Origin of the sequence: Alteromonas sp. 38 (genome assembly GCF_902506055.1) — a bacterium.
Lineage (GTDB): Bacteria > Pseudomonadota > Gammaproteobacteria > Enterobacterales > Alteromonadaceae > Alteromonas > Alteromonas lipotrueae.
Window position 1 is genome coordinate 1,784,226 of sequence record NZ_LR733300.1, and the last position, 20,425, is coordinate 1,804,650.

The window sequence follows — 20,425 nt, forward strand, 5'->3', positions numbered from 1 at the left end:
GGGGCTTACCTTGCGTATAATCTATCAATCAATTCAACCACTGGTAAACATGTGAGCCGCTTTCAGCGCGTTATTGAAAGTAACGAAAGGTTATTTTGGACTTTGCACAGCGCAGGCTGGGCAGGTTTTGCCATCATTTATTATATTGGCTCGTTTCTTCACGATGTACGACCAATTTGGGTATTTATAATATTACTCAATGCGTACGCTGGCTGGTTGCTAACTATTCCATTGCGATACGTTTATCGCTGGGCAAGAAAACAGTCGCCGTTAAACATGCTGTTGACAGTGATAGCGTCCTGTTACTTGATAGCGTTATTGTGGGCTGTGGTTAAAAACATAAACTATTGGGAAATTTACAAGCACGGATATCGGCCCGATGCGTGGTATATGTATTTTACCAATACTATTAATTCGCTCATCATGGTGGGCTGTTGGAGTGGCGTTTACTTCGGCATTAAAAACTTCCAGATGTTACAAAAAGAAAAGCAAAATGCGCTTAAAGCCAGCACCATGGCTCATCAGGCACATATTAAGATGCTGCGCTATCAGCTCAATCCTCACTTTTTGTTCAACACGTTAAACGCTATTTCTACCTTGGTGTTACTAAAAGAAAACGATACTGCAGAAGCGATGGTCTCTCGCTTGAGCGACTTTTTACGCTATTCTTTGGATAACGACCCCATTAAGCGAGTACCTTTAGGCCAAGAAATAAAAGCCTTGCGATTATATCTTGAGATTGAAAAAGTGCGATTTGATGACAGACTAGAAGTGGTTTGGAATATCGATGAAGAATGTGAAAACGCACTTGTTCCTAGCATGATATTACAGCCTATTATTGAAAATTCGGTTAAGCACGCCATCTCTAAAATGGAGAACGGCGGTCAAATTGCTATAACAGCCCGAGCGTTTGGAAACGATTTGCTAATGGATGTGGCTGATAATGGGCCCGGTGCCGACATTATAGATGGTCAGTTAAGCCGTGAAAATGGTGTTGGACTGGCAAATATTAAAGAGAGATTGCATTCACTGTATCAACGCAATTTCGCATTTTCTATTGAAGATAATCAGCCGTCGGGCGTACGGGTTCGAATTCGTATTCCCTATGAAGTAAAGGATGTATGCGCATGACAAAGCAAGTAATTAAAACCTTAGTGGTAGACGATGAACCACTCGCCCGCCGTGGACTTCGCGCTAGGCTAGAACGTCATGACGACATTCAGGTACTTGCTGAGTGTCAAAATGGGCTAGAAGCGGTAAGTAGCATTTCACAACTTCGGCCTGATTTAGTATTTCTTGATATTCAAATGCCTGGGCTAAATGGTTTTCAGGTTATTCATAAGCTGCGAGAGCTCAATCAGCCTATTCCAATGGTCGTGTTTGTCACCGCTTATGACAGTTATGCGATTAAAGCATTCGATGTACATGCATTAGATTATTTATTAAAGCCAGCTGATGACGAACGCCTTAAAGATGCCTTAGTGAAAGTGAGAGAATACTTCGCCACACAGCATCAAGATGAGCAGTCTAAACGCTTAGTGAATTTAGTGGCTGAACTTACTGGCGACGATTGTGAAGAAATTTTACGTAAGCTTGCTAATGGTGAACCGGTAGAAACCAACCCTTACCCAGATGTTTTAGCCATCAAAGATGGTTCTGAAGTCACCAGAGTGAATGTACAAGACATACAGTGGATAGATGCCGCGGGTGATTATATGTGTGTTCACGCATTAGATGGTATGCACATTATGCGTAAAACCATGAAGGAGCTTGAGCAAGAGCTTAACCCTCAATGGTTTGTTAGAGTGCACCGTTCAGCTATCGCCAATATTCGTTTCGTGAAAAAGTTGGTAAGTCATATTAGTGGTGAATATCACCTTATTTTGCAAAATGACACCGAACTAAAAGTAAGTCGAAGTCATAGAGACAAAGTAAAAGCCGCTATGAAAATGTAGAGCTAAAAGCCGTGAGCGCGTTAGCTTTCAGCTGGCAGTGAAAAAAAGCTGATTAAAAATGCCCGAGAAATCGGGCATTTTTATGTGCGTAAAGGAATATAGCTAACTTAATAATTTAACAGATTAAATTTGGTTATGCGTAACTTTTTTGCTGCCTATTATCATGTAATGAACGTTTTTAATATCGTTCATTCATGATAGAAAGCATAGTTTCCATGCTCGAAGGATTTAAGGGTTTATCCTTCTCCCATGTTTCCGTTAAGGCAATTTCACTAGGCGTACCATTGAGTTCACCTACCATAATACCATTGGTGTCACTGCCCACTAAACTCACCGCATAAGTGCCTAACTTAGTGGCAAGTAACCTGTCTTGACTTACCGGTGACCCCCCTCGCTGTACATGGCCTAGCGTAACAGGGCGAACTTCAGACTGGGTTTTATATACCAGTTTGTCGGCCAAATCGTTAAGTCCACCAGGCCAGACATTTTCAGCTACCACTATGATAAAACTAATTGCGCCTTTGCGTTGTCTTCTCTTCTCAATTTGCTCAGTAATTTTGTCTAGTTCTAAGTCACATTGATTAAACGTTTCTGGTAAAATAACATAGTCGGCTGCCGAGGCGAGGGCTGAATTTAATGCAAGAAAGCCGGCGTGTCTGCCCATCACTTCTACAATGAAAATGCGTTCAAAAGCGTCTGCGGTGTCTCTCACTTTATCGACTGATGAGACAACGGTATCGATAGCGGTGTAATAACCAATGGTGGCATCAGTGCCAGCAACATCATTATCTATTGTGCCGGGAATACCAATAATTTGACCGTGCCAAAAATCTGCTAAGTGATCAGCGCCTCTAAAAGACCCGTCGCCGCCAATCACAATTAGGGTATCAATCTCTAGTTTAGTAAGGTTAGTCGCCGCAGTTTTTGCACCTTCGTCGGTTTTGAACGGTTCACAGCGGGCGCTGTGCAGCACGGTACCTCCTTGTTGTATGAGGTTGTGCGTTGCTTGAGGCGCAAGTATTTCGTACTCTTGCTCAAGTAAGCCATTATATCCATGCTGATAACCAAACAGAGTGAACCCTTGTCTCTCACAGGCTATAACAATAGCTCGAATACAAGCATTCATTCCTGGTGCATCACCACCTGAAGTTAGCACTGCAACGCGTTTCGACATGTTTATATCCTTTTCTCGTCTACTTGATAACGCCTCATTAAATAGATGATACTACGAACAAAGCGCTACACCATACCGTAACATGGCTAAATCAAAACCACACCGCCAATAAAACCTAGTCGTGTTTGTAAGGTGCAGGCACGGCTTTCCATAATAAAGCTGGGTATTAAAAAAGACCCATCTACTTAGTGATCTTTAGGGGGCAAACTTTCCTTGTTAACCACCGCTTTCGTATTTTTTCCAATGGCTTGTTGGTCTCCTTTACAAATAGTGTCGTAATCATCGCGATAGTATCTGAAGTTCTCGCATTCACTTTCATAACGTTTTTTCGCTGACATAGCTTGCTGCGGGTAGCGGTTGTCATTCATAATTTTCGACAAACTTTTGCATACATGCAATTGGCGATTTACTTCTACAATGTCTTCACAAGGTGGTGTTTGGCTGCATCCGTTGAGTGCTAAAGCTGAAAGTAGGCTAGCAAGAGCACAGATGTTTTTTGATTGGGTTATTGTCATTATGTTGTCCCCATAAAGGTGTCTAAGTCGTTGCGAAGCGTGGTGTATTTTTCTTCGTGTTGGGCCTTTAGTGGCATGTCATCAATAAGTTTATAAAGTCGTCGGCATTCTCTGAATAAATCAGGGTCTGGCTTTTGGTTTTTACTCAATATCTGTAATAAGCATTGCATTAGATTAAGGGCTACACCGGTATTTACTGGCGAAAAACCTTGTGCAAGGGCAAAGGAGTCTTTTGCTTTTTCATACTGCCCTTGTTGGTAAAGCTGAATGCCTTCACGGTTAAACTGCTGATAGTTTGTAAGATTTTGTTGGGCTTTAGCAGACTCTGAATGTAATAAAAAGTTACTGTTGGAATCGAATTCTAAATTCTGCTGTTTAATAATGTCTTGAAGTTGCAGTGCATCTTCAAATTCACCAAGGTCGTACATGACTTTAAGGCTATCGGGTATAAATGCGATTGGTGGCGTGGTGTACTTTTCGTCTATAGCAGCTTGTGATTGCGCCAAGTTCTTTTTGGCATCCAGCATTTTCCCATCAATAGCATTAACACGTGCGTTAATGATGCTGCCAAAAATACTGACATCAAAATCCTCGTCTATACGTAATATATTTTCATCAAACTTACCTCGTTGTAGGGCAAGTAAAGCCTCTTGTTGATAGCGGTTTCGTGTGCGTTTGTCGTCGGTATATTCAGCGACATCAAGCAAGCTTCGAATAAAACCACACCAATGCAGGCTGTTTTGATGCACGGTTCTTTTAGATAGATCCCAAATGGCTAAACTAGAAGTAGAGGCTAAAATGTAATCGTTATGGTTACGGGCAATTGAACATGCACTAAAATGCCTAGGAAGTGAAAAGGGCGAAAGCTTTATAGCCTGCTTAATCGCAGTAATTGCAGTTTCACCTTGGTTCTTTGCATCATTGGCTTTAGCCAATACATCATGTGCTTCTGCATTGAAACGATTGCGTTTAACGATATCCTCGGCAATACCAATGGCTTTATCGTAATTACCTAAGGCGAGATAGGTTTTTGCCAATGCAACTTTGGCCCAAATTATTGGTTTTCCTTCTAAATAGGGCGTAAGGACGTCCAACGCTTTGTCGTTTTGTTCCAGGCGCAAATACAGTTCAACTAACAACTGCTCACACGTGCCTTTATAGGGCGATGGCGCACTAATAAGATCTTCACACAAATCGATGGCATTGTTGATATTTTCATTGGCCACCTCTTGCAAGACTGTCCCTAAAAATTGTCGTTTTTGCCAGGCGCGGGTAATACGTGTTTTAAGTTGTACCTGCGAAAAAGGCTTAATAAGATAATCATCAGGGCGTCGTTCAATAGAGCCAAGTACTATAGGACGCGCACTATCAGCGCTAATTAATATAAATACGGTGGTGGGCTTAATTAAACGCTTTATTCTAAGCTCTTCAATAAGCTCGAAACCGTTTTTTTTGTCTACCCCTAAATGAAGATCGCAAACAACAATATCAAATTTTTGTTTTTTACAAAGAGACAAAGCCTTTTCCGCAGAAGATTTGGTGACAACGTCACTTGCGCCCATGGAGTGCAATAATCCACGTAGCAGTAAGAGAAAAGGGCGTTGATCTTCAACAATAAGCACCTGCTTATTCGAAAAGTTCATTTTTCATCCAATGATAACCATGACACTTTAACTACTTGAGAGGTTCTATACATGATTGTTTAAAATAACGATTAGAGCAAGAATAAGCTTAAGAAAAACATTATCTTGCCGACACCATAGGTATGAATTTTAAATCTTCCTATTTTTGTGTCTGATAACGATATAAATCAATTAAAATCCATAGACCCCAGCATGGCATGGGAATGGAACGGCACCCTGTCAAAAGCAGCGGGTAATGCCACGCTTTTTGCTTTGTATTTGGCAATGCAACAAAGTGCGCTTGCCGACACGATATCGATAGAAAGTCTTAGCGAAAACGAAGCCACTAATGACATTACGCAACGGCTAGAAGCACTTAATTTCTATCGCAAAACCCCACTTTTTGCGAGTGACTCAGACTGGTTGCACATGAATCGATTGTCTCAAACAATAGCGCATCAAGTAGCACTACAAGAGCCCACATCACTTCAGTTTGACGAAGTACGTCTTCACAATGAAATGCACCCAGTACCTCTTGCACAAACCAATGACGCAAAGAAAATTAGCCAAGATATTATTACGAACTGTTCGTTAGCCACTCAAAAGCGCATTGCCGCTACTTATTCCACCTCTATTGATGAAGACAACACAATGCTTAGTGACATTATTGAGCAGTCTGAATCCTTTCTTGCTGCCTAACTGGAAATTTTAAAACTGGTTTGATATAGTGCGCGCCGCATTTTTGCACTGGTTTTACGTTCCAACTAGCAAAGGTAAATTACTATGTCTAAATATATCGTTTGCGCGATGTACAAATTCGTTGCGCTTGAAAACTTTGAGGCCATGCGTCAACCACTATTAACTGCCATGGAATCTAATGGCATTAAAGGTACGCTTTTACTTGCCAGCGAAGGCATTAATGGCACCGTTTCAGGCACGCGAGAAGGTATTGATGGGTTACTCCAATATCTTAACGCCGACGAGAGAATTAATCCTATCTCTTGTAAAGAGTCACTTCACGAAGAACAGCCTTTTTATCGCACCAAGGTCAAGCTTAAAAAAGAAATCGTCACCATGGGTGTTGAAGGTATCGACCCGCGTAAAACCGTAGGTACGTACGTGAAACCTAGTGACTGGAACGCGTTAATTAGCGATCCCGACGTCACCGTGATAGATACCCGTAACGGCTATGAAATCGAAATCGGTACTTTCAAGCACGCTATCGATCCAAAAACGGAGACTTTTCGCGAGTTTCCAGAATATGTCGCTAAAACATTAAGCCCAGAGAAAAACAAAAAAGTTGCCATGTTTTGCACCGGCGGTATTCGCTGTGAAAAATCTACGGCCTATTTAAAAGAGCAGGGGTTTGACGAGGTATACCATCTGGAAGGCGGTATTCTTCAATATTTAGAAGATGTACCAAAAGAAGAATCATTGTGGGAAGGCGATTGTTTTGTATTTGATAATCGTGTGGCTGTGAATCACGACCTTGAAAAAAGTGATTATCATCAATGTTATGCCTGTCGCTTACCGATTACAGATGAAGACATGCAAAGTGAGAAGTATGAGTCTGGCGTAAGCTGCCCGCATTGTTTTGGTACCCATACAGAAGATCAACTTTCTCGTTTTCGTGAACGTGAAAAACAAGTTAATCTTGCGAAGATGAGACAGCAAGAACACGTGGGTACAGAGGCGCGAATCACCATGGAACAAAAGCGTGAAGAAAAAGCCCGTTTGCAACGTGAACGCGCGTTAAAAGCAAGAGAAAATCAGGCATAGACACTACTCAATAACGGCGTTACACTCACCCTCTATGTAGTTGCTAAAAAAAGGGAAAGCGCGTGACCGCTCAACTTTCAGACGAAAAAATTGAAGAAATAAAGAAAGATTTTACCTTCTTCGACCAAGATGGTAATGGTCAAATTGATTTAACGGAGTTTATCGAGTTATTAACCGTTATTTCGCCAAAAACAAAAGCCAGCCATGTGCAGGAAGGTTTTAAATTAATAGACAGCAATAACGACGGCTATATCGACTTTGAGGAATTCCTTGAGTGGTGGCAAGAGTGTTGGTGGGAATATTAATACTAACTGAATGTTAAAAAAGCGAGCTTTTAGCTCGCTTTTTTTATAGTAAAATTAACGGTAATAAAGTTGAGAATACAACCGGCACGGTTTACTCACGTTGTCGTTTAGAAAAAAGGGTAAGGACTTTTAGCATGAGCTCTGAGGTAACAAAACGTCTTAATAAATATATCAGTGATACAGGGCTGTGCTCACGACGTGAAGCTGATAAATTAATTGAGCAAAATCGAGTTACCATTAACGATAAGCTGCCTGAGCTGGGCACCAAAGTTGCGCAAGGCGATAAAGTGAAGGTTGATGGAAAGCTTGTTAAAGCGGTAGCCGAAGATAAATCAGACCGCATTTACTTGGTATACAACAAGCCTATTGGCATTACCTGTACTACCGAGCGTCATGTGAAAGGCAATATCATCGATGCAATCAAGCACAAACAGAGAATCTTTCCAGTAGGCAGACTCGATAAGCCATCAGAAGGACTGATTATTCTGACCAGTGATGGCGATATTGTGAATAAAATTCTGCGCGCTGAAAATGCCCATGATAAAGAATACGAAGTTACGGTTAACCAACCCATCAGTGAGCGTTTTGTACAAAAAATGGCAAGAGGCGTTCCCATTTTAGGAACGTTAACTAAACCGTGTAAGGTAAATGCTCGTGGTAAGTTTCAGTTTTCAATAATTCTAACTCAGGGCTTAAACCGACAAATCCGTCGCATGTGCGAGTTCCTCGGTTATGAAGTTACCAAGTTGAAACGCACGCGCATTATGCATCTAGAGCTAGGTAACTTAAAGCCAGGCCAATGGCGAAACCTTACTGAAAAAGAGCTTAATCAGCTAAATAACGCCGTACAACAATCGTCTAAAACAGCAGGGTAGGCGATGCTAATAGAGGGAGCCAGTATAGAAACACAATAGTTACTGGCACCTTCTTAGCTTTGTAATAGCAAATTGTCCGCCGTGTGAAGTGCCTAGTAATCCTTGGAAATACAAACTTCGACAGGCGATTACGTTTATCTTTAAAACAGCGAGTAGGTAAGGGGAAATCATATATAACAGGATGTTAGGTATTCCCTTTAATCAAATACAGAATGTCAATAATTGCTGACTTTAACAATAGACCTACACAAGACAACAAGCTCTTGAAGGCCATAATAACCAAAGCAATACCAACCAATGAATCTACAGGCATAAAAGTAAACATATAAATAGCTTGCCCAAGCATAATGCCTATAAAAATGCTTTCATAAGAAACATGCCTATCTAATAGCACTAAAAATCCTGCTAATAGTAGTGCGCCAGTGTAATAAAAAGTCTCTGTGTCCCAAGGTTCAATCTCACCGGTAATATAGGGTGAAAAAAACAAAATAGCAGCACCTAACAAGGTTGATATAGACAAACTAAAAAGAAACTGTCTCATTGGTTTTTTCCCTATTAGCCATTATTTGAGTAAATGGCTTTTACTATTTTTTCGTGAGATTAACTTCGATAACCAACAGCATTATTAAAGTAATAAAAGTATAATCCGAAAGGTAAATAGGCTAATGAAAAAAGCTATTAATACCCCATACACAGTACCAAACTTACCAAAGAAGAAGGTTGCCCTCCTAGAATTAGCGTTTACTAAAGCTAAGGACGATGGGATTAATAGAGTGGCAGAATACCCAAATAAAGGAACATTAATAAACACTAAGCCTACCGAACTTGCGGCAGGTTCAGTTGATGCGGGGGTTATGATAAACATCGGCCAATATGAAATAGCTAAAGCAAACAGTGCGCAAATCAAGCCTAAAATTATATCTTCCTGTAAAACTTCTTGCCTAGCATGGGGCCTAGTTAACACCCAAAACACTACTTTTAAAAAAGAGCAAAGTGTCTTGTAAATACGATTATGTATCGTTATTTCGCCTCGCACAAAAGGGTTCAGCTAAAAAGAACGAAACACCTTAAGACGATGAGTTTCTGTATGCACTTGGTGATTGTTGATAAGTGCGTAAAAAGTGTTTTCTAAAGTGCTGACTATTCGCATACCCCAAATCCTGAGCAATGGTTTCAACATTAGCTTGAGTCTCTTTTAGTTTGGTTGCGGCCAGCTCCATTCGATGTTGATGTAAGTAATTCATCGGCGTGTTATCTAGTATGTTGTTAAATCGTTTGGCGAACGCTGTCCGCGACAATCCTGCTTCTTTGGCCATCAATTCCACACTCCACTTTTTTTGTGGCGTTTTATGTAACGCAATTAATAGCGGTTGCAAATAGGGGTCTTTAATGGCGGCCAGTAATCCCGATGAATAGTGTGTTTGAGCGACATGGGCGCGTAACTGGCTGACTAAAAGCGCTTCACTGATATGGTTTCTAATCGCATATTCTCCCGGTTGCATATTGGTTTTTTCTTGAGCAATGGCGTAGAGGGCAGAACGAATCAAATGAAACTCTTGGCATTCATGTTTACGTAATACTAAAAAATGTGGCAAGGCATTGAATAAACTACTTCGGCTTTGTTCCTCGATTTCAAACACTAAACTCAGCAAGCGAGTTTTTTCACCACTGCCTCCCCAATGAGTTTCGTAATAGGCACCAGGTGGATGTTGCTCAAACCCAATAAAGCGTTCCTCATCTGAGTTCCAGACGTCAGCCACAGGATGAATCTCTACTTGGTGATCAGAACTGAGTGACATAGGCCCACCACGGGGAAAGATAAAAGAATCGCCTGCGTGAAGTTCAATTGGATCTTCTCCCTCTGGTGTTATCCAGCAACTGTTTTCAATCACATTAAAGCTGAAGCCGTAGTCAAAACCCTGTGAGCTAAACCCCCAAGGGGCGCTTAAGTGATAGGTTCCGATCAACATATTTTTTATTTTTAGGGAAAGTAACGTTTCGCTTAAGAGGTCCATAGTCCTTCCTTATGTACGATTTGATCTAAAAAAGGTGTATTTCGCACTTATTGGTGTTTTTCAGAAAGGATAGACTATAACCCAATCTATAAAAAAAAATAATAGGAGTGAGTGAGATGAGTCATTATGACGTTGTTGTAATGGGCGCCGGCCACAATGGTTTGGTTGCTGCTGCCTACATGGCGAAAGCCGGCAAAAAAGTAATTGTCTTGGAGCGGCAGCCTTTTTACGGTGGTGGTGTCACAACAAGAGAGTTGATGACCCCTGGTTATTTTAATGACGAGCATTCCGCAACGCACGTTATGATTTTAGCGAACCCTTTAATACAAAATGACGAACTGGGTTTGCAGTCTAAGTTTGGTTTGAGTTATGACTACATGGATCGCAGTGTCGTGAGTGTGTGGGATGATGGCACTGTTCTCGTTTCATGGAAAGATCTTGATCGGACCTGTGAAGAGTTTGCGAAAGTTTCTCCTCGTGATGCCGAAGTGTATCGACAGTTTGTTCAAGCGGGGCAGAAAGTTTTGCCCATGATGATGACAGGACTTGCTATTCCGCCAACGCCATTAGGTGCGTTTGTCGCCATGATGGATCAATCCGATCAGGGACGTTTTATGTTTGATATGATGCAGCGTAGCGCTCGCGACATTATCGAAGAAACATTTGAAAATGAACTGGTTAAATTGCATTTGCTTCGTGCCGTCGCTGAAGCCTTGATTAATCCTGACGATTTAGGTACAGGCATTGCGGCTTTCTTGTCTAACGCCATGCTTCATACCTATGGTGGTGGTGTCCCGAAAGGGGGATCTGGCAAACTCTCTGAATCCTTAGTTAAATGTATTGAGCATTATGACGGGGAAGTGCGATGTGATGCTGAAGTGGCACGCGTCATCGTCTCTTCTGGAAAAGCGACAGGACTTGAACTGACTAACGGCGAAACCTTTATGGCGAAAGATGGTGTGATTGGCGCAATCCATCCGCACGTTTTGGATAAGTTCGTTGAGGGGGTTCCAGAGCCTGTTGTTAAGCGTGCAAAGCGTGTTACGACCACTGAAATATCGGTCAATATGATTCACCTAAATTTGAAAAAGCAAGCGACCCTGAAGGTCGGCAAAGAGTATCACTCACATGCGGTAGAACTGATGGACTTTTATACGGTTCGCGACATGTGCATGGAGTTTGATAAAATTCGACGCGGAGTACCGTCATCTCGTTTGATTGGTGGGTTTGATGTTACTCACACAGATCCATCCAGAGCGCCGGCGGGCAGCGGTGTGTTTTACGGTGTACATCTAGTGCCTGCCAAACTGCATGAAGGCGGATTAGAAGGGTGGGATGAGAGCAAAGAAGCCATTGCTGATGAAGCTTTAGCACAATATCGTAAGTTTTATGACGGCATTGACGATGACAATATTATAGTGCGTCATATTGGTTCGCCAATGGACCATCAACGTTATAGCCCGAACAGCTTTCTGAATGGCGATATTCATGGTGCGGCAAATCCCTTTTATCAAAGTATGGGCCATAGACCGACCCCTGACCTTGGCGATTTCCGAGTCCCTGAAGTAGAAAGCTTGTATCTAGTGGGCCCCGCTATGCACCCAGGTGGTGGCGTGACAGGCGGAGGCCGTGCAACTGCCATTCAAATGATGGACGACCTTGGTATTGACTACGATAAAGTATTCAATGAGGAAGTGCGATGAGCCGTTCCGACAAGAAAAAACAGATGATGGTATACGATGGTCAAGGTAAGGAGCTGATGACCATCCGAGCGCTGGAGCAAGATGGTGACGATCTGGTCATAACGGGAAAGATATTTGGATCGATGCCAATGAAAGCGCGACTTAAGCCTGAAGAAGCCAGAGCTGCTCTTAAGTTGCTTAATTTCAAAACGATATTATTCGTACTGACCATTTTATTTCGTCGTTCGAAATCGTAACCAATTAAACGTCCTGTCGTGAGAGTAACGATGGTTTTATGTTGCTACTCTCAATGTTGGACGTTTCAATTTGGACGCTCGCCATCTATTCAATTTTCCTGAGAATCCGTTATTTTCAGGAATGTCACTGCAAATACTTATCCTGTTTAATAACAAAAAAGCCATTCCAACGGAATGGCTTTTTAGACTTTGATTATTCGCTAATTGTTAGCGGTTAAAGCCTTGTCTAATTCCGCCTCATAACAAGCATCAACCAAGATAAAGACAATTCGGCACATCTTGTTGGATTTATTCGCCCAAGCATGATTTGTCCCTCGTTGTATGACCACACTGCCAGGCTTTAGCTGTGCCTCTCCATCGTCCACAATGAGGGTCAGCTCTCCTTCTATGACGATGCCGTAATCGATGGATTCTGTCCTGTGCATTAGGGGGTGTGGTGAATTTTCTTTTACCGTTGAAAATTCACTACTACCAATGCTCGAAAAGACCCCCTCCATTTTGTCTTTACCCTGAGTTAAAAACTCTTCTGTATCTGGCGGGATATCGACAAAACGAATACGTGTCCCATTCTTTGGCGGCGATAAAACAACTGGCCCTAAAGTTGGGTCTTGCTCATCAAAATTAATGACGCTTGGTGTTTCAGTAGTGTTCCATATCTCATGAAATTTTGTCCCTGGAATGGCGTCGAAATCCATCGTAGTGGGTATTGGGCCATTTTCGACAATAATGGCATTACCCTCTTCATCATGACCCGTTATAACACGATGAGTTGTTGGAAGAGTCATACGGCTTCACTCCTATAGTACAGCAGGTTAAAAAAAGAAGGTTCATTAAATAGGTTGAGACAGAGCGATTAAAGATTCACGCATAATGGCGGAATGTTCTTCTTTATCACCACCATGAATCTCGATGTCACAGAGGCGAGCCGAGTTTTCAACAACCATTCTGCAGCGTTCCCAACGACGTTCGTGGAATCTTACAAACGCGCTGTCTAGATCCTCATTTCCGGCTAACTCATCTGCTAAAACGATGGCACTTTCAATGCCAATACCAGCGCCTGAGGCTAGGTGAGGAGTGGTGGCGGCGACGGTATCACCGATTAAAACAAGGTGACCACGGTTCCAAGGCATTTTGACCAAGATATTCATCAGAGGGCGGTAGTCAATACTGGCTCGTTCATCATAAGCACGAGGAATCAAGGCTTGAACAATGGGATCGGAAAATTCCGACATTAACTCGGCAAACAGTGTTGGCCAGGTAGATTTATCAATGTGTTCTTTGTTTGGACGATCTTCTGTGATGAACATATACATGAGCGAATCAGAAACAGGATTAACCCCCAGTTTTAGGTGTTGACCCAACCACATATGAACACGGTCAATTTCTTCTGGGCGAGGCATAATGGCACGCCATACACCTTGACCGACATATTCAGGATTTGGCACCTCTGGGAAAAATTCTTGGCGTAATTTTGAGTGAATACCGTCCGCACCGATGACGAGATCATATTGTCCTGTCGTACCATCAGTGAACGTCACTTCCGCCCCATTTTCTGCCTGAGTAATGCTGTTATAGGTACAACCCAAACGCACGTTAACGCCTGCTTCAAGTGTTGCATTGGACATAATGCGTGCCAAGGTCGGTCTAAAAATACCACCACAACCGCCTACGCTCGAACCGACTGGGCTTGGCGTTGGTAGATTGGTTAACAGCTGACCATTACTTAAATACATGCCGATGGTATCGGTTACACACCCTTGCTTAACGACTTCCTCATAAAGACCGAGGATCTCTAAAGCTCGCATGGAGACACCATTAATAGTAATACCAGCACCCAGTTCACACCAATCTGGGTCAATCTCGACCAAGTCGACATCGATTCCGTTGTAAGATAGCCTGATTGCCGCGGCCATTCCCGAGAAACCACCACCGATCACCAAAACTTTATTTACCGCTGACATATCATGACTCCTTATTGTTTAGGTCTAAAAATGAAACAATGCCTTCAGAACTGACGAAGAGTTCAACTTTTTCTAATGTCTTAGCAAGACAGGGACCTTGAGTACAAAGCCCTGTGGTAGGGTCAAACAATGCACCGTGAGCAAAGCAGGTAAGGTGCGTTTTCTGAGTATTCAGATACTGATCCTTACGCCATGCCATCGGCGCTCCCTGCACATGCGGACACGCATTTTTCCAACCGTAAAGCTCACCGTTTTTTTTCACGATAAAAATGGCATCCTGCCCATTTTCGTTTTCTAGAAAACCTTTTGTGCTGTCATTCTCTAGGTCATCAACATGACATAGAGGAGAGAACTTATTCATAATGATGTTGATAGGGGCCGGTTGCTTGTATCAGACAGCGTCTTTTCTGATGACGCGTCTGCTATCGATTCAGCTTTCGTTGTTTGAGGTGGCGTCACATCTTGATCACGAGCCTCACTTACCTCCTGCTGGTTTGCATTGGCATAACTGGGCTTTAATAAAAAGTGTGCTAACGCAGGCAGCAAAATAAGCGCTCCTAACATGTTCCATAAGAACATGAAGGCCAGCAATAACCCCATATCGGCTTGGAATTTAATGGGACTAAGTACCCAAGTAATAACACCAATCGATAAGGTTATGCCTGTGAGCATGACCACTTTTCCAGTGAAATTAAGTGCTCTTAAGTACGCCTTTGATAGGCTTGAACCTCGACGTAACTCCACCAGAGTAATGGATAAAATATACAAGGAGTAATCGATGCCAATACCTACTCCAAGGGCGATAACTGGCAAGGTAGCGACTTTTACGCCCATCTCAAGTTGAACCATTAGCGCTTCAGCTAACACTGAGGTCAGCATTAACGGAAGCACCGCCACCACGACGGCGCGCCATGAGCGAAAGGTAATAAAGGAGAGAATGATGACCGCCCCATAAACAAGGAAGAGCATGTTATACCAAGCTTCTTTAACCGTTATGTTGGTTGCTGCCTGAATACCAGCACTGCCTGCCGCTAATAGAAATTGGACATCATCAGTATTATTCTGCGCAGCGAATTGTTCGACGTGGGACACAATCCGGCTTAAGGTGTCAGCCTTGTGATCTTCAAGATAGGTATAAATAGTCAGTAAATTACAACTGTTGTTGTACAGCCCTCGGGGCGCACCAGCAGTGATATAATTTAACATTCTTTGGTTTTTTAAAAATTCATACCATTTTGGGTTGCCTTCGTTTAATCCAGCTAACACTCTGCGGGACAATAAGGGGAGTGAATTGGTGGATTCTACGCCCAGTAATTGGCGTAACTGCCATTCTAGCGCATCAATTTTATTCAGTGTTTGATACTGAGAACATTGACCATCCGGGGTTTTGACCATAATGGCTAATACATCACTTGAAGCGCCATAATGCTTATTCATGAAGGCAACGTCTTGATTGTATCGACTGTCTTTACGTAACTCTGGTGCGCCTTGGTCCAAATCCCCAATCTTTAAATAAGTACTGTGATAATAGCCGCCTGCCGCTAATATAAATCCACAAGTTAAGGCCGCGGTGGCCCATTTTCGTTGAGTAAATTTATCCAAAAGACGCCAAAACATGGGCGCTTTTTTGCTTTCATCGGACGTTATATCGTTAACGACACTGCGTTGTGCCGCCGAAGTGCTGACACCCACATAGGAAAGCAGGATAGGAAGTAGAATTAAATTGGTGAAGATCAGTACCGCCACACCTATGGAAGCGGCGATGGCCAGTTCTTGAATGACTTTGATATCAATCACTAATAGCACTGCAAAACCTACCGCATCAGCAAGTAAGGCGGTAAGACCCGCTAGAAACAGTCGTCTAAAGGTAAATCGAGCAGCGACAAGTTTGTCAAAACCTCGCCCTACATCCTGCATAATGCCATTCATTTTCTGCGCCCCGTGGCTCATACCGATCGCAAAGACTAAAAAAGGCACTAGGATGGAATAGGGATTAAGGTCATAACCTAGCGTTGGCAATATGCCCAACTGCCATACCACAGCCAATAAAGAAGCAAACACCACTAAGCCAGTGGAGCGAACGCAGCGGGTGTACCAAAAGACCATTAATGTTGCGATGACCACAGCAACAACGAAAAACCAAATAACGGTTTGCACTCCCGCAATGAGGTCCCCCATCACTTTTGTGAAGCCCGTTATGTGAATGTCTAATCCTTTTTCTTGATACTTAGCACGTAGCTTCTCTAATTTTTCAGAGTAGCTTGCATAATCAAGAGGCTTGCCTGTTGCGTCTTGATTTAACAGCGGCATATAAATCACAGTCGATTCTTCGTCTGAGGCGATGAGTTGGCCTATTTGCCCAGAGCGAGCAACATTCGCTTTAAGCTGTTGTAGGCTTTCAGGAGAACCGTCGTACCCTTCTGGAATAACTGGGCCGCCTTCTAAGCCTTCTTCGGTGATACCGATCCAGCGAGTAGAAGGTGTCCAAAGGGATTTCATTTGGACACGATCCACGCCTGGCATAAGGAAGACTTCATCGCTTAGTTGACGCAAGAGTTGAAGATAGTGGGCATCATAAATACTGCCACCAGGGTTGGCGACGGCAATTCTAAGCGCGTTGCCTAGCCCGGTCAGTTCTGTCTCATAATTAAGGTAATTTTTGATATAGCTTTGTTCTGTCGGAAGTGTTTTTTCAAAGCTTGCATTAATGGTCAGTTTGCTCGATTGCCATACAAGAATGACCGACAAAACGGTAAAAATCATCAACACAATCAATCTATGATTAAACAGTATTCTCTCAATCAGTTGCCCAGAGTTTGGGTCGAAAGGCGCTTTTTTAGTGTCGGAAACAGGGACTTCATACTTCATTTTGAGTTTCCTATGTGCACTGGAATGGAACCTTTGATACTAAGAGCAAGCAGATTACCTTTAGAGGTTTCTATTAGATGAGTTAGTGGCGGAAGTGGTTTGTGATTAATAGGAAGCAACTGGTCGTTTGCTAATGACAGTATCATGCCGGCTTGAGTTGACATAAACAGCTGTCCAGTTTTACTGATCAGCGAGGCGGTAATAGACGCAGGTAGCTGATCATTGATTTTTTCCCAAGAAGAACCCTTGTCATGAGAAACAAAAGCATTGCCTCGAAGGCCTGCAACAATCAAATCGTTATTTGGGAGTAACTCAGCAGTGAAAAAACTGCCTTCATATGGCGACTCTAGTGTCTTAAAGGTTTGTCCATTGTCCACGGATAATGCAATGAAGCCTTGTTCCCCCGCGATTAATACTTGATTGCCTTGTTTTCTGACGGCATAAAGGTGGTAACCGAAAAAGTTTTCGATGCGCCCCATCCAAGATTGCCACGTTTTTCCTGCGTCTTTTGTTTCAATGGCAAGGCCATAAGCACCGACGACCACCAAATGTTTTGGACCCAGTTGTAAAAGGTCCAAAAAGGGTTTGTCTGGGCCATCTGTCACGAAACGCTGCATCTCTTGAATCGTTTGCTTATCGCCGTCATCGATGGCTTCCGTGAGTAACTGCTTTGCTAAGGCTTGGCCATCTAACTTAACTTGCCAACTGTCACCACCATTGCTTGTTCCTAAGACAATGCCGCTGTGCCCAATCGCGTAACCGTTATTCTTATCGCTGAAGGCTATGCCAGTTAAGGTCACACTCACTGGAGAGGGGACCTGTTGCCAGCTTTCACCATTATCGTTAGAGCGGAGAATTAAGCCTCTTTCACCCACGGTAAAAAGAGAAGCGCCCGCGTAGGCGGCACCTAATAGAACAGAATGATCACCTAAATCGGATTGGGTCGCAGCGCGCTCCATTGCATCCTTTGTTGCCGCTTGGCTTTTGCTGATAGAGAAAATAAGTAAAAGCAGTAGTGCGATAGGATAGAAGCCTAATTTTCCACCTTGTCCCTTCATACTGTAGGCTCCGATTTAACCATTAGAGGAGCTTGGTGAAAAACACGCATAAAGCAAAACACAGAGAGACTGCCAAAACACAGTGCCGCAATACCGATACCATGATAGCCGGCAAGCTTGACAATGGTGCCGCCGAGAACCGGGCCGATTGCGGCGCCTATCATTAGTACTGCAGGTGTGGCGGCTAAAGCACGTCCAGAAGTATCCAATTTAGCTAACAAACCAAATACAAAGGTATGGGTAAACATGATGAGTGAGACAAAGACGATAGACGCGGCACCGAATAACACTAATGACGACGAATTCATAATAATATTGGCTAAGATCACCTGTATGACAGGGCCAAGGAAAAGTACTAAACGAGTCGAGATACGTTTTTCTGAGATACCAGCCATGACAGTAGCAAAAAGGTTAAATAGGGAAAGCGCCACTAGAATGAAGGTGATTTCTTGTGCGCTGAAGCCTCTCTCATTGGCAACACGTTCCATAAAGCTAAAGGTCATGGCCTGTGTCACCACCATTAAGCTAATGCCTATCATGCCGTACCAAACATTAGTGGGGATTTTTTTATGAGTTACGGTTTCGCTTTTCTCTAACTCTTGCTTGTCAAAATTGACTCTAGGGAAGGCTAGGGCACAGATTAAAGCGGCTAAGACCATTACTCCCGCAAAGATAATAAACAAGGAATGGCCACCTTTTAGCTGGATGATGTTTGGTGTAACGGCCATAAATGCCAAGCCTAACAAGCCGGATGCGAACCCAGTCATAGCGTATAATCTATGAGGGTTTTCAGCCCGTGCAACGGTGCCATGGGTCATGCTAAGCGCTGAACTTGCACAAGCACCGGCAATCAAGTGCAGTATGGCTAAATGCAAAAAGCCGGAAGTCTGTGAGGCAATAAAAAAACACACCCCCGCGGACAGATAACCAACCGTAGTCACCAGTTTGTGATTCATTTTTTTGAAACGCGGTGCAATTGATAGGCTTGCGCAAACAGCACCGATAAGAAAGAGAGTCACTAACGCGCCAGCTTGCTGAGCGTCATAATGATAAGCCGCTACTAACACGCCTATCCAGAGGGGTAACGCAACCAAATCAAGCATGCCTGCGCAGTTCGACGCCATGATAGCGACATTACCTTTTAAACCAAATCGCTGACTCATAACACGTCTCCTAAGTGGAAAATAATAGGTCGGCAAATTCTGGCTTTTACATTGCCAAAGCGTATCTGGTTTGTGATTCTTAGTATCAACATATTTTATCACCCACGTTATTTATTTTTATTCTGTGGTCGCGAAGGCTAAAGGCCGTTGTTATAGGCCGACCCCCTTGTTATTAAACAAGGGGGAATGGTGCTTCGTACCACGCTTTGTTAGGGAAGAACGACCCTTTTCTCTCGATCCTTTATTCATAATCACCGTTGTGGGGTGTGTCTGCCCCAGGCGCCCATTTCTCTCGATTTCGCATCAAAAAAGCCTGTGAAGCATCTGCTCCCATCGGTGAAACACGAGGCGTCCAATTTTTGTCGTGAAGATCCATGTCGGCGTCCATTTCAATATGGCAAGCAAACGGGCTGTTGAAATACCAGAACCAGTTTGAACCTAAAATATGACGACCTGGTCCCCAAAAGGCTTGATAACCTTTCTTGATAAAGCGCTCCCCATTTTGTATCAACTCAGTCGGGCCACTAAAATGGAAGGTAAAATGCTCAACACCTTGCATGAACGGCGGTGCACCAATTAAAAAATGAGTATGATGTTCTAAACTGCCGCTCGGTTGTAAAAACGGTCCTATGTCTTCAAAACGATCGGTACAGCGAAAGCCCAGTCGTTCAACATAAAAGGCTTCTGCTTTTTTAACATCTGGCACAAAATACACAATGTGAGACAGGCTTATCGGACGAATTTGTTCCGCATCGACGTCGACGCCCAGTTGGTTAACCGGTCTTTGAAATGGCGAGCCTGGAAGGTTTGAAATTTCGCCCACTAGGTTAATCTGCTTTTTCTTAGAGATTTGAAAGCCAATGGCGAAACCTGAGTCATCATGAGATTCGATAGACCCATCTGCTAAAGTTTCGACTGCACGGTCTTTACTGAGCTCAGCATACAGGTCGTCAAGACTTTGTTGGTCAGCGACGCCCATGACTGTTTTTCGCATCATACAGCCATTACCAACACTGGCTGGCAGACTCGGATCCTCTGTTTTAGCCAGAACAACGCCCGTGCCATCCAGCGCCTCAAAGCGCCCACCCTCATCAGTAACATCGACTGGAATGAGACCATAATCGGTTAAAAAGATGGCACAAGAAGGGATATCGTCTACCCCAAAAATAATGGTTTCTAAACCTACAACTTTCATA

The 20,425-nt window shown here is 43.2% G+C and carries 21 protein-coding genes; 9 read left to right on the top strand and 12 right to left on the bottom strand.

Annotation, left to right across the window (positions count from 1 at the left end; genetic code table 11):
• Positions 1-51: 51 nt before the first annotated feature.
• Both FLAVO9R_RS07630 and FLAVO9R_RS07635 read left to right on the top strand, forming a co-directional pair.
• The gene (locus FLAVO9R_RS07630) at positions 52-1,131 is read left to right on the top strand and encodes a sensor histidine kinase (protein WP_159534487.1); all 1,080 of its coding nucleotides are present in this window, start codon (positions 52-54) and stop codon (positions 1,129-1,131) included.
• Complete coding sequence (locus FLAVO9R_RS07635; protein WP_013784030.1) at positions 1,128-1,955, top strand: LytR/AlgR family response regulator transcription factor; 828 nt, start codon at positions 1,128-1,130, stop codon at positions 1,953-1,955. Before FLAVO9R_RS07630 ends, FLAVO9R_RS07635 begins: the two co-directional genes overlap by 4 nt.
• Before the next feature lie 178 nt (positions 1,956-2,133).
• On the opposite strand, the gene FLAVO9R_RS07640 is transcribed toward FLAVO9R_RS07635, so the two are convergent.
• The 3 genes from FLAVO9R_RS07640 to FLAVO9R_RS07650 all read right to left on the bottom strand — a co-directional run bounded on the left by FLAVO9R_RS07640 (position 2,134) and on the right by FLAVO9R_RS07650 (position 5,287).
• Positions 2,134-3,129, bottom strand: a complete 996-nt coding sequence (locus tag FLAVO9R_RS07640; RefSeq protein ID WP_159530177.1) for an ATP-dependent 6-phosphofructokinase — start codon at positions 3,127-3,129, stop codon at positions 2,134-2,136.
• Between the two features lie 185 nt (positions 3,130-3,314).
• Positions 3,315-3,644, bottom strand: a complete 330-nt coding sequence (locus FLAVO9R_RS07645) for a hypothetical protein (RefSeq protein ID WP_159530179.1) — start codon at positions 3,642-3,644, stop codon at positions 3,315-3,317.
• The gene (locus FLAVO9R_RS07650; protein WP_159530181.1) at positions 3,644-5,287 is read right to left on the bottom strand and encodes a response regulator; all 1,644 of its coding nucleotides are present in this window, start codon (positions 5,285-5,287) and stop codon (positions 3,644-3,646) included. The genes FLAVO9R_RS07645 and FLAVO9R_RS07650 overlap by 1 nt, the downstream gene beginning before the upstream one ends.
• A gap of 192 nt (positions 5,288-5,479) precedes the next feature.
• On the opposite strand from FLAVO9R_RS07650, the gene FLAVO9R_RS07655 reads away from it, so the two are divergent.
• From FLAVO9R_RS07655 to rluF, 4 genes are all read left to right on the top strand, one after another.
• The gene (locus FLAVO9R_RS07655) at positions 5,480-5,965 is read left to right on the top strand and encodes a VC2046/SO_2500 family protein (protein WP_159530183.1); all 486 of its coding nucleotides are present in this window, start codon (positions 5,480-5,482) and stop codon (positions 5,963-5,965) included.
• A gap of 84 nt (positions 5,966-6,049) precedes the next feature.
• Complete coding sequence (trhO, locus tag FLAVO9R_RS07660; RefSeq protein WP_126872299.1) at positions 6,050-7,045, top strand: oxygen-dependent tRNA uridine(34) hydroxylase TrhO; 996 nt, start codon at positions 6,050-6,052, stop codon at positions 7,043-7,045.
• Positions 7,046-7,107: 62 nt separating this feature from the next.
• A complete protein-coding gene (locus tag FLAVO9R_RS07665; protein WP_013784036.1) occupies positions 7,108-7,350 on the top strand; it encodes an EF-hand domain-containing protein in 243 nt (80 codons plus the stop codon).
• Positions 7,351-7,484: 134 nt separating this feature from the next.
• Complete coding sequence (gene rluF, locus FLAVO9R_RS07670) at positions 7,485-8,225, top strand: 23S rRNA pseudouridine(2604) synthase RluF (RefSeq protein ID WP_159530185.1); 741 nt, start codon at positions 7,485-7,487, stop codon at positions 8,223-8,225.
• Between the two features lie 184 nt (positions 8,226-8,409).
• Here rluF and FLAVO9R_RS07675 read toward each other — a convergent pair whose 3' ends face one another.
• On the bottom strand, positions 8,410-8,766 hold the full coding sequence (locus tag FLAVO9R_RS07675) for a hypothetical protein (RefSeq protein WP_159530187.1): 357 nt from the start codon (positions 8,764-8,766) through the stop codon (positions 8,410-8,412).
• Between the two features lie 124 nt (positions 8,767-8,890).
• On the opposite strand from FLAVO9R_RS07675, the gene FLAVO9R_RS07680 reads away from it, so the two are divergent.
• Positions 8,891-9,229, top strand: a complete 339-nt coding sequence (locus FLAVO9R_RS07680) for a hypothetical protein (RefSeq protein WP_159530189.1) — start codon at positions 8,891-8,893, stop codon at positions 9,227-9,229.
• 63 nt (positions 9,230-9,292) lie between these two features.
• On the opposite strand, the gene FLAVO9R_RS07685 is transcribed toward FLAVO9R_RS07680, so the two are convergent.
• Positions 9,293-10,240, bottom strand: coding sequence for an AraC family transcriptional regulator (locus FLAVO9R_RS07685; protein ID WP_159530191.1), 948 nt, complete (start codon positions 10,238-10,240; stop codon positions 9,293-9,295).
• Between the two features lie 116 nt (positions 10,241-10,356).
• Between FLAVO9R_RS07685 and FLAVO9R_RS07690 the strand changes: the two genes are divergently transcribed.
• On the top strand, positions 10,357-11,943 hold the full coding sequence (locus FLAVO9R_RS07690) for a phytoene desaturase family protein (protein ID WP_159530193.1): 1,587 nt from the start codon (positions 10,357-10,359) through the stop codon (positions 11,941-11,943).
• Positions 11,940-12,179 carry a hypothetical protein gene (locus FLAVO9R_RS07695; protein ID WP_013661371.1) on the top strand — a complete coding sequence of 80 codons (240 nt, stop codon included), beginning with the start codon at positions 11,940-11,942 and terminating at the stop codon, positions 12,177-12,179. The genes FLAVO9R_RS07690 and FLAVO9R_RS07695 overlap by 4 nt, the downstream gene beginning before the upstream one ends.
• Before the next feature lie 200 nt (positions 12,180-12,379).
• Here the strand turns inward: FLAVO9R_RS07695 and FLAVO9R_RS07700 are convergent, their stop codons facing one another.
• The 7 genes from FLAVO9R_RS07700 to FLAVO9R_RS07730 form a co-directional block, all read right to left on the bottom strand.
• Entirely contained in the window at positions 12,380-12,964 is a 585-nt protein-coding gene (locus tag FLAVO9R_RS07700) for a cupin domain-containing protein (protein WP_159530195.1), read from the bottom strand.
• A 45-nt stretch (positions 12,965-13,009) separates the two neighbouring features.
• Positions 13,010-14,140 (bottom strand): FAD-dependent oxidoreductase, encoded by a 1,131-nt coding sequence (locus FLAVO9R_RS07705; protein WP_159530197.1) that lies wholly within the window; start codon positions 14,138-14,140, stop codon positions 13,010-13,012.
• Between the two features lies 1 nt (position 14,141).
• Positions 14,142-14,501 (bottom strand): Rieske (2Fe-2S) protein, encoded by a 360-nt coding sequence (locus tag FLAVO9R_RS07710; RefSeq protein WP_159530199.1) that lies wholly within the window; start codon positions 14,499-14,501, stop codon positions 14,142-14,144.
• Complete coding sequence (locus FLAVO9R_RS07715) at positions 14,498-17,008, bottom strand: efflux RND transporter permease subunit (RefSeq protein WP_159530201.1); 2,511 nt, start codon at positions 17,006-17,008, stop codon at positions 14,498-14,500. Before FLAVO9R_RS07715 ends, FLAVO9R_RS07710 begins: the two co-directional genes overlap by 4 nt.
• The gene (locus tag FLAVO9R_RS07720; RefSeq protein WP_159530203.1) at positions 17,005-18,066 is read right to left on the bottom strand and encodes a WD40/YVTN/BNR-like repeat-containing protein; all 1,062 of its coding nucleotides are present in this window, start codon (positions 18,064-18,066) and stop codon (positions 17,005-17,007) included. Before FLAVO9R_RS07720 ends, FLAVO9R_RS07715 begins: the two co-directional genes overlap by 4 nt.
• Positions 18,063-19,229, bottom strand: coding sequence for an MFS transporter (locus FLAVO9R_RS07725; protein ID WP_159530205.1), 1,167 nt, complete (start codon positions 19,227-19,229; stop codon positions 18,063-18,065). The genes FLAVO9R_RS07720 and FLAVO9R_RS07725 overlap by 4 nt, the downstream gene beginning before the upstream one ends.
• A gap of 241 nt (positions 19,230-19,470) precedes the next feature.
• Entirely contained in the window at positions 19,471-20,424 is a 954-nt protein-coding gene (locus FLAVO9R_RS07730; RefSeq protein ID WP_159530207.1) for a VOC family protein, read from the bottom strand.
• Position 20,425: the final 1 nt, after the last annotated feature.

Bases quoted from the DNA above. Each gene is read 5' to 3' on its own strand.
- FLAVO9R_RS07695 (WP_013661371.1), top strand. From the start codon at position 11,940: ATGAGCCGTTCCGACAAGAAAAAACAGATGATGGTATACGATGGTCAA.
- FLAVO9R_RS07650 (WP_159530181.1), bottom strand. From the start codon at position 5,287: ATGAACTTTTCGAATAAGCAGGTGCTTATTGTTGAAGATCAACGCCCT.
- FLAVO9R_RS07730 (WP_159530207.1), bottom strand. From the start codon at position 20,424: ATGAAAGTTGTAGGTTTAGAAACCATTATTTTTGGGGTAGACGATATC.
- FLAVO9R_RS07655 (WP_159530183.1), top strand. From the start codon at position 5,480: ATGGCATGGGAATGGAACGGCACCCTGTCAAAAGCAGCGGGTAATGCC.
- rluF (WP_159530185.1), top strand. From the start codon at position 7,485: ATGAGCTCTGAGGTAACAAAACGTCTTAATAAATATATCAGTGATACA.
- FLAVO9R_RS07685 (WP_159530191.1), bottom strand. From the start codon at position 10,240: ATGGACCTCTTAAGCGAAACGTTACTTTCCCTAAAAATAAAAAATATG.
- FLAVO9R_RS07720 (WP_159530203.1), bottom strand. From the start codon at position 18,066: ATGAAGGGACAAGGTGGAAAATTAGGCTTCTATCCTATCGCACTACTG.
- FLAVO9R_RS07710 (WP_159530199.1), bottom strand. From the start codon at position 14,501: ATGAATAAGTTCTCTCCTCTATGTCATGTTGATGACCTAGAGAATGAC.
- trhO (WP_126872299.1), top strand. From the start codon at position 6,050: ATGTCTAAATATATCGTTTGCGCGATGTACAAATTCGTTGCGCTTGAA.
- FLAVO9R_RS07700 (WP_159530195.1), bottom strand. From the start codon at position 12,964: ATGACTCTTCCAACAACTCATCGTGTTATAACGGGTCATGATGAAGAG.
- FLAVO9R_RS07690 (WP_159530193.1), top strand. From the start codon at position 10,357: ATGAGTCATTATGACGTTGTTGTAATGGGCGCCGGCCACAATGGTTTG.
- FLAVO9R_RS07675 (WP_159530187.1), bottom strand. From the start codon at position 8,766: ATGAGACAGTTTCTTTTTAGTTTGTCTATATCAACCTTGTTAGGTGCT.
- FLAVO9R_RS07635 (WP_013784030.1), top strand. From the start codon at position 1,128: ATGACAAAGCAAGTAATTAAAACCTTAGTGGTAGACGATGAACCACTC.
- FLAVO9R_RS07645 (WP_159530179.1), bottom strand. From the start codon at position 3,644: ATGACAATAACCCAATCAAAAAACATCTGTGCTCTTGCTAGCCTACTT.
- FLAVO9R_RS07640 (WP_159530177.1), bottom strand. From the start codon at position 3,129: ATGTCGAAACGCGTTGCAGTGCTAACTTCAGGTGGTGATGCACCAGGA.
- FLAVO9R_RS07725 (WP_159530205.1), bottom strand. From the start codon at position 19,229: ATGAGTCAGCGATTTGGTTTAAAAGGTAATGTCGCTATCATGGCGTCG.
- FLAVO9R_RS07705 (WP_159530197.1), bottom strand. From the start codon at position 14,140: ATGTCAGCGGTAAATAAAGTTTTGGTGATCGGTGGTGGTTTCTCGGGA.
- FLAVO9R_RS07715 (WP_159530201.1), bottom strand. From the start codon at position 17,008: ATGAAGTATGAAGTCCCTGTTTCCGACACTAAAAAAGCGCCTTTCGAC.
- FLAVO9R_RS07680 (WP_159530189.1), top strand. From the start codon at position 8,891: ATGAAAAAAGCTATTAATACCCCATACACAGTACCAAACTTACCAAAG.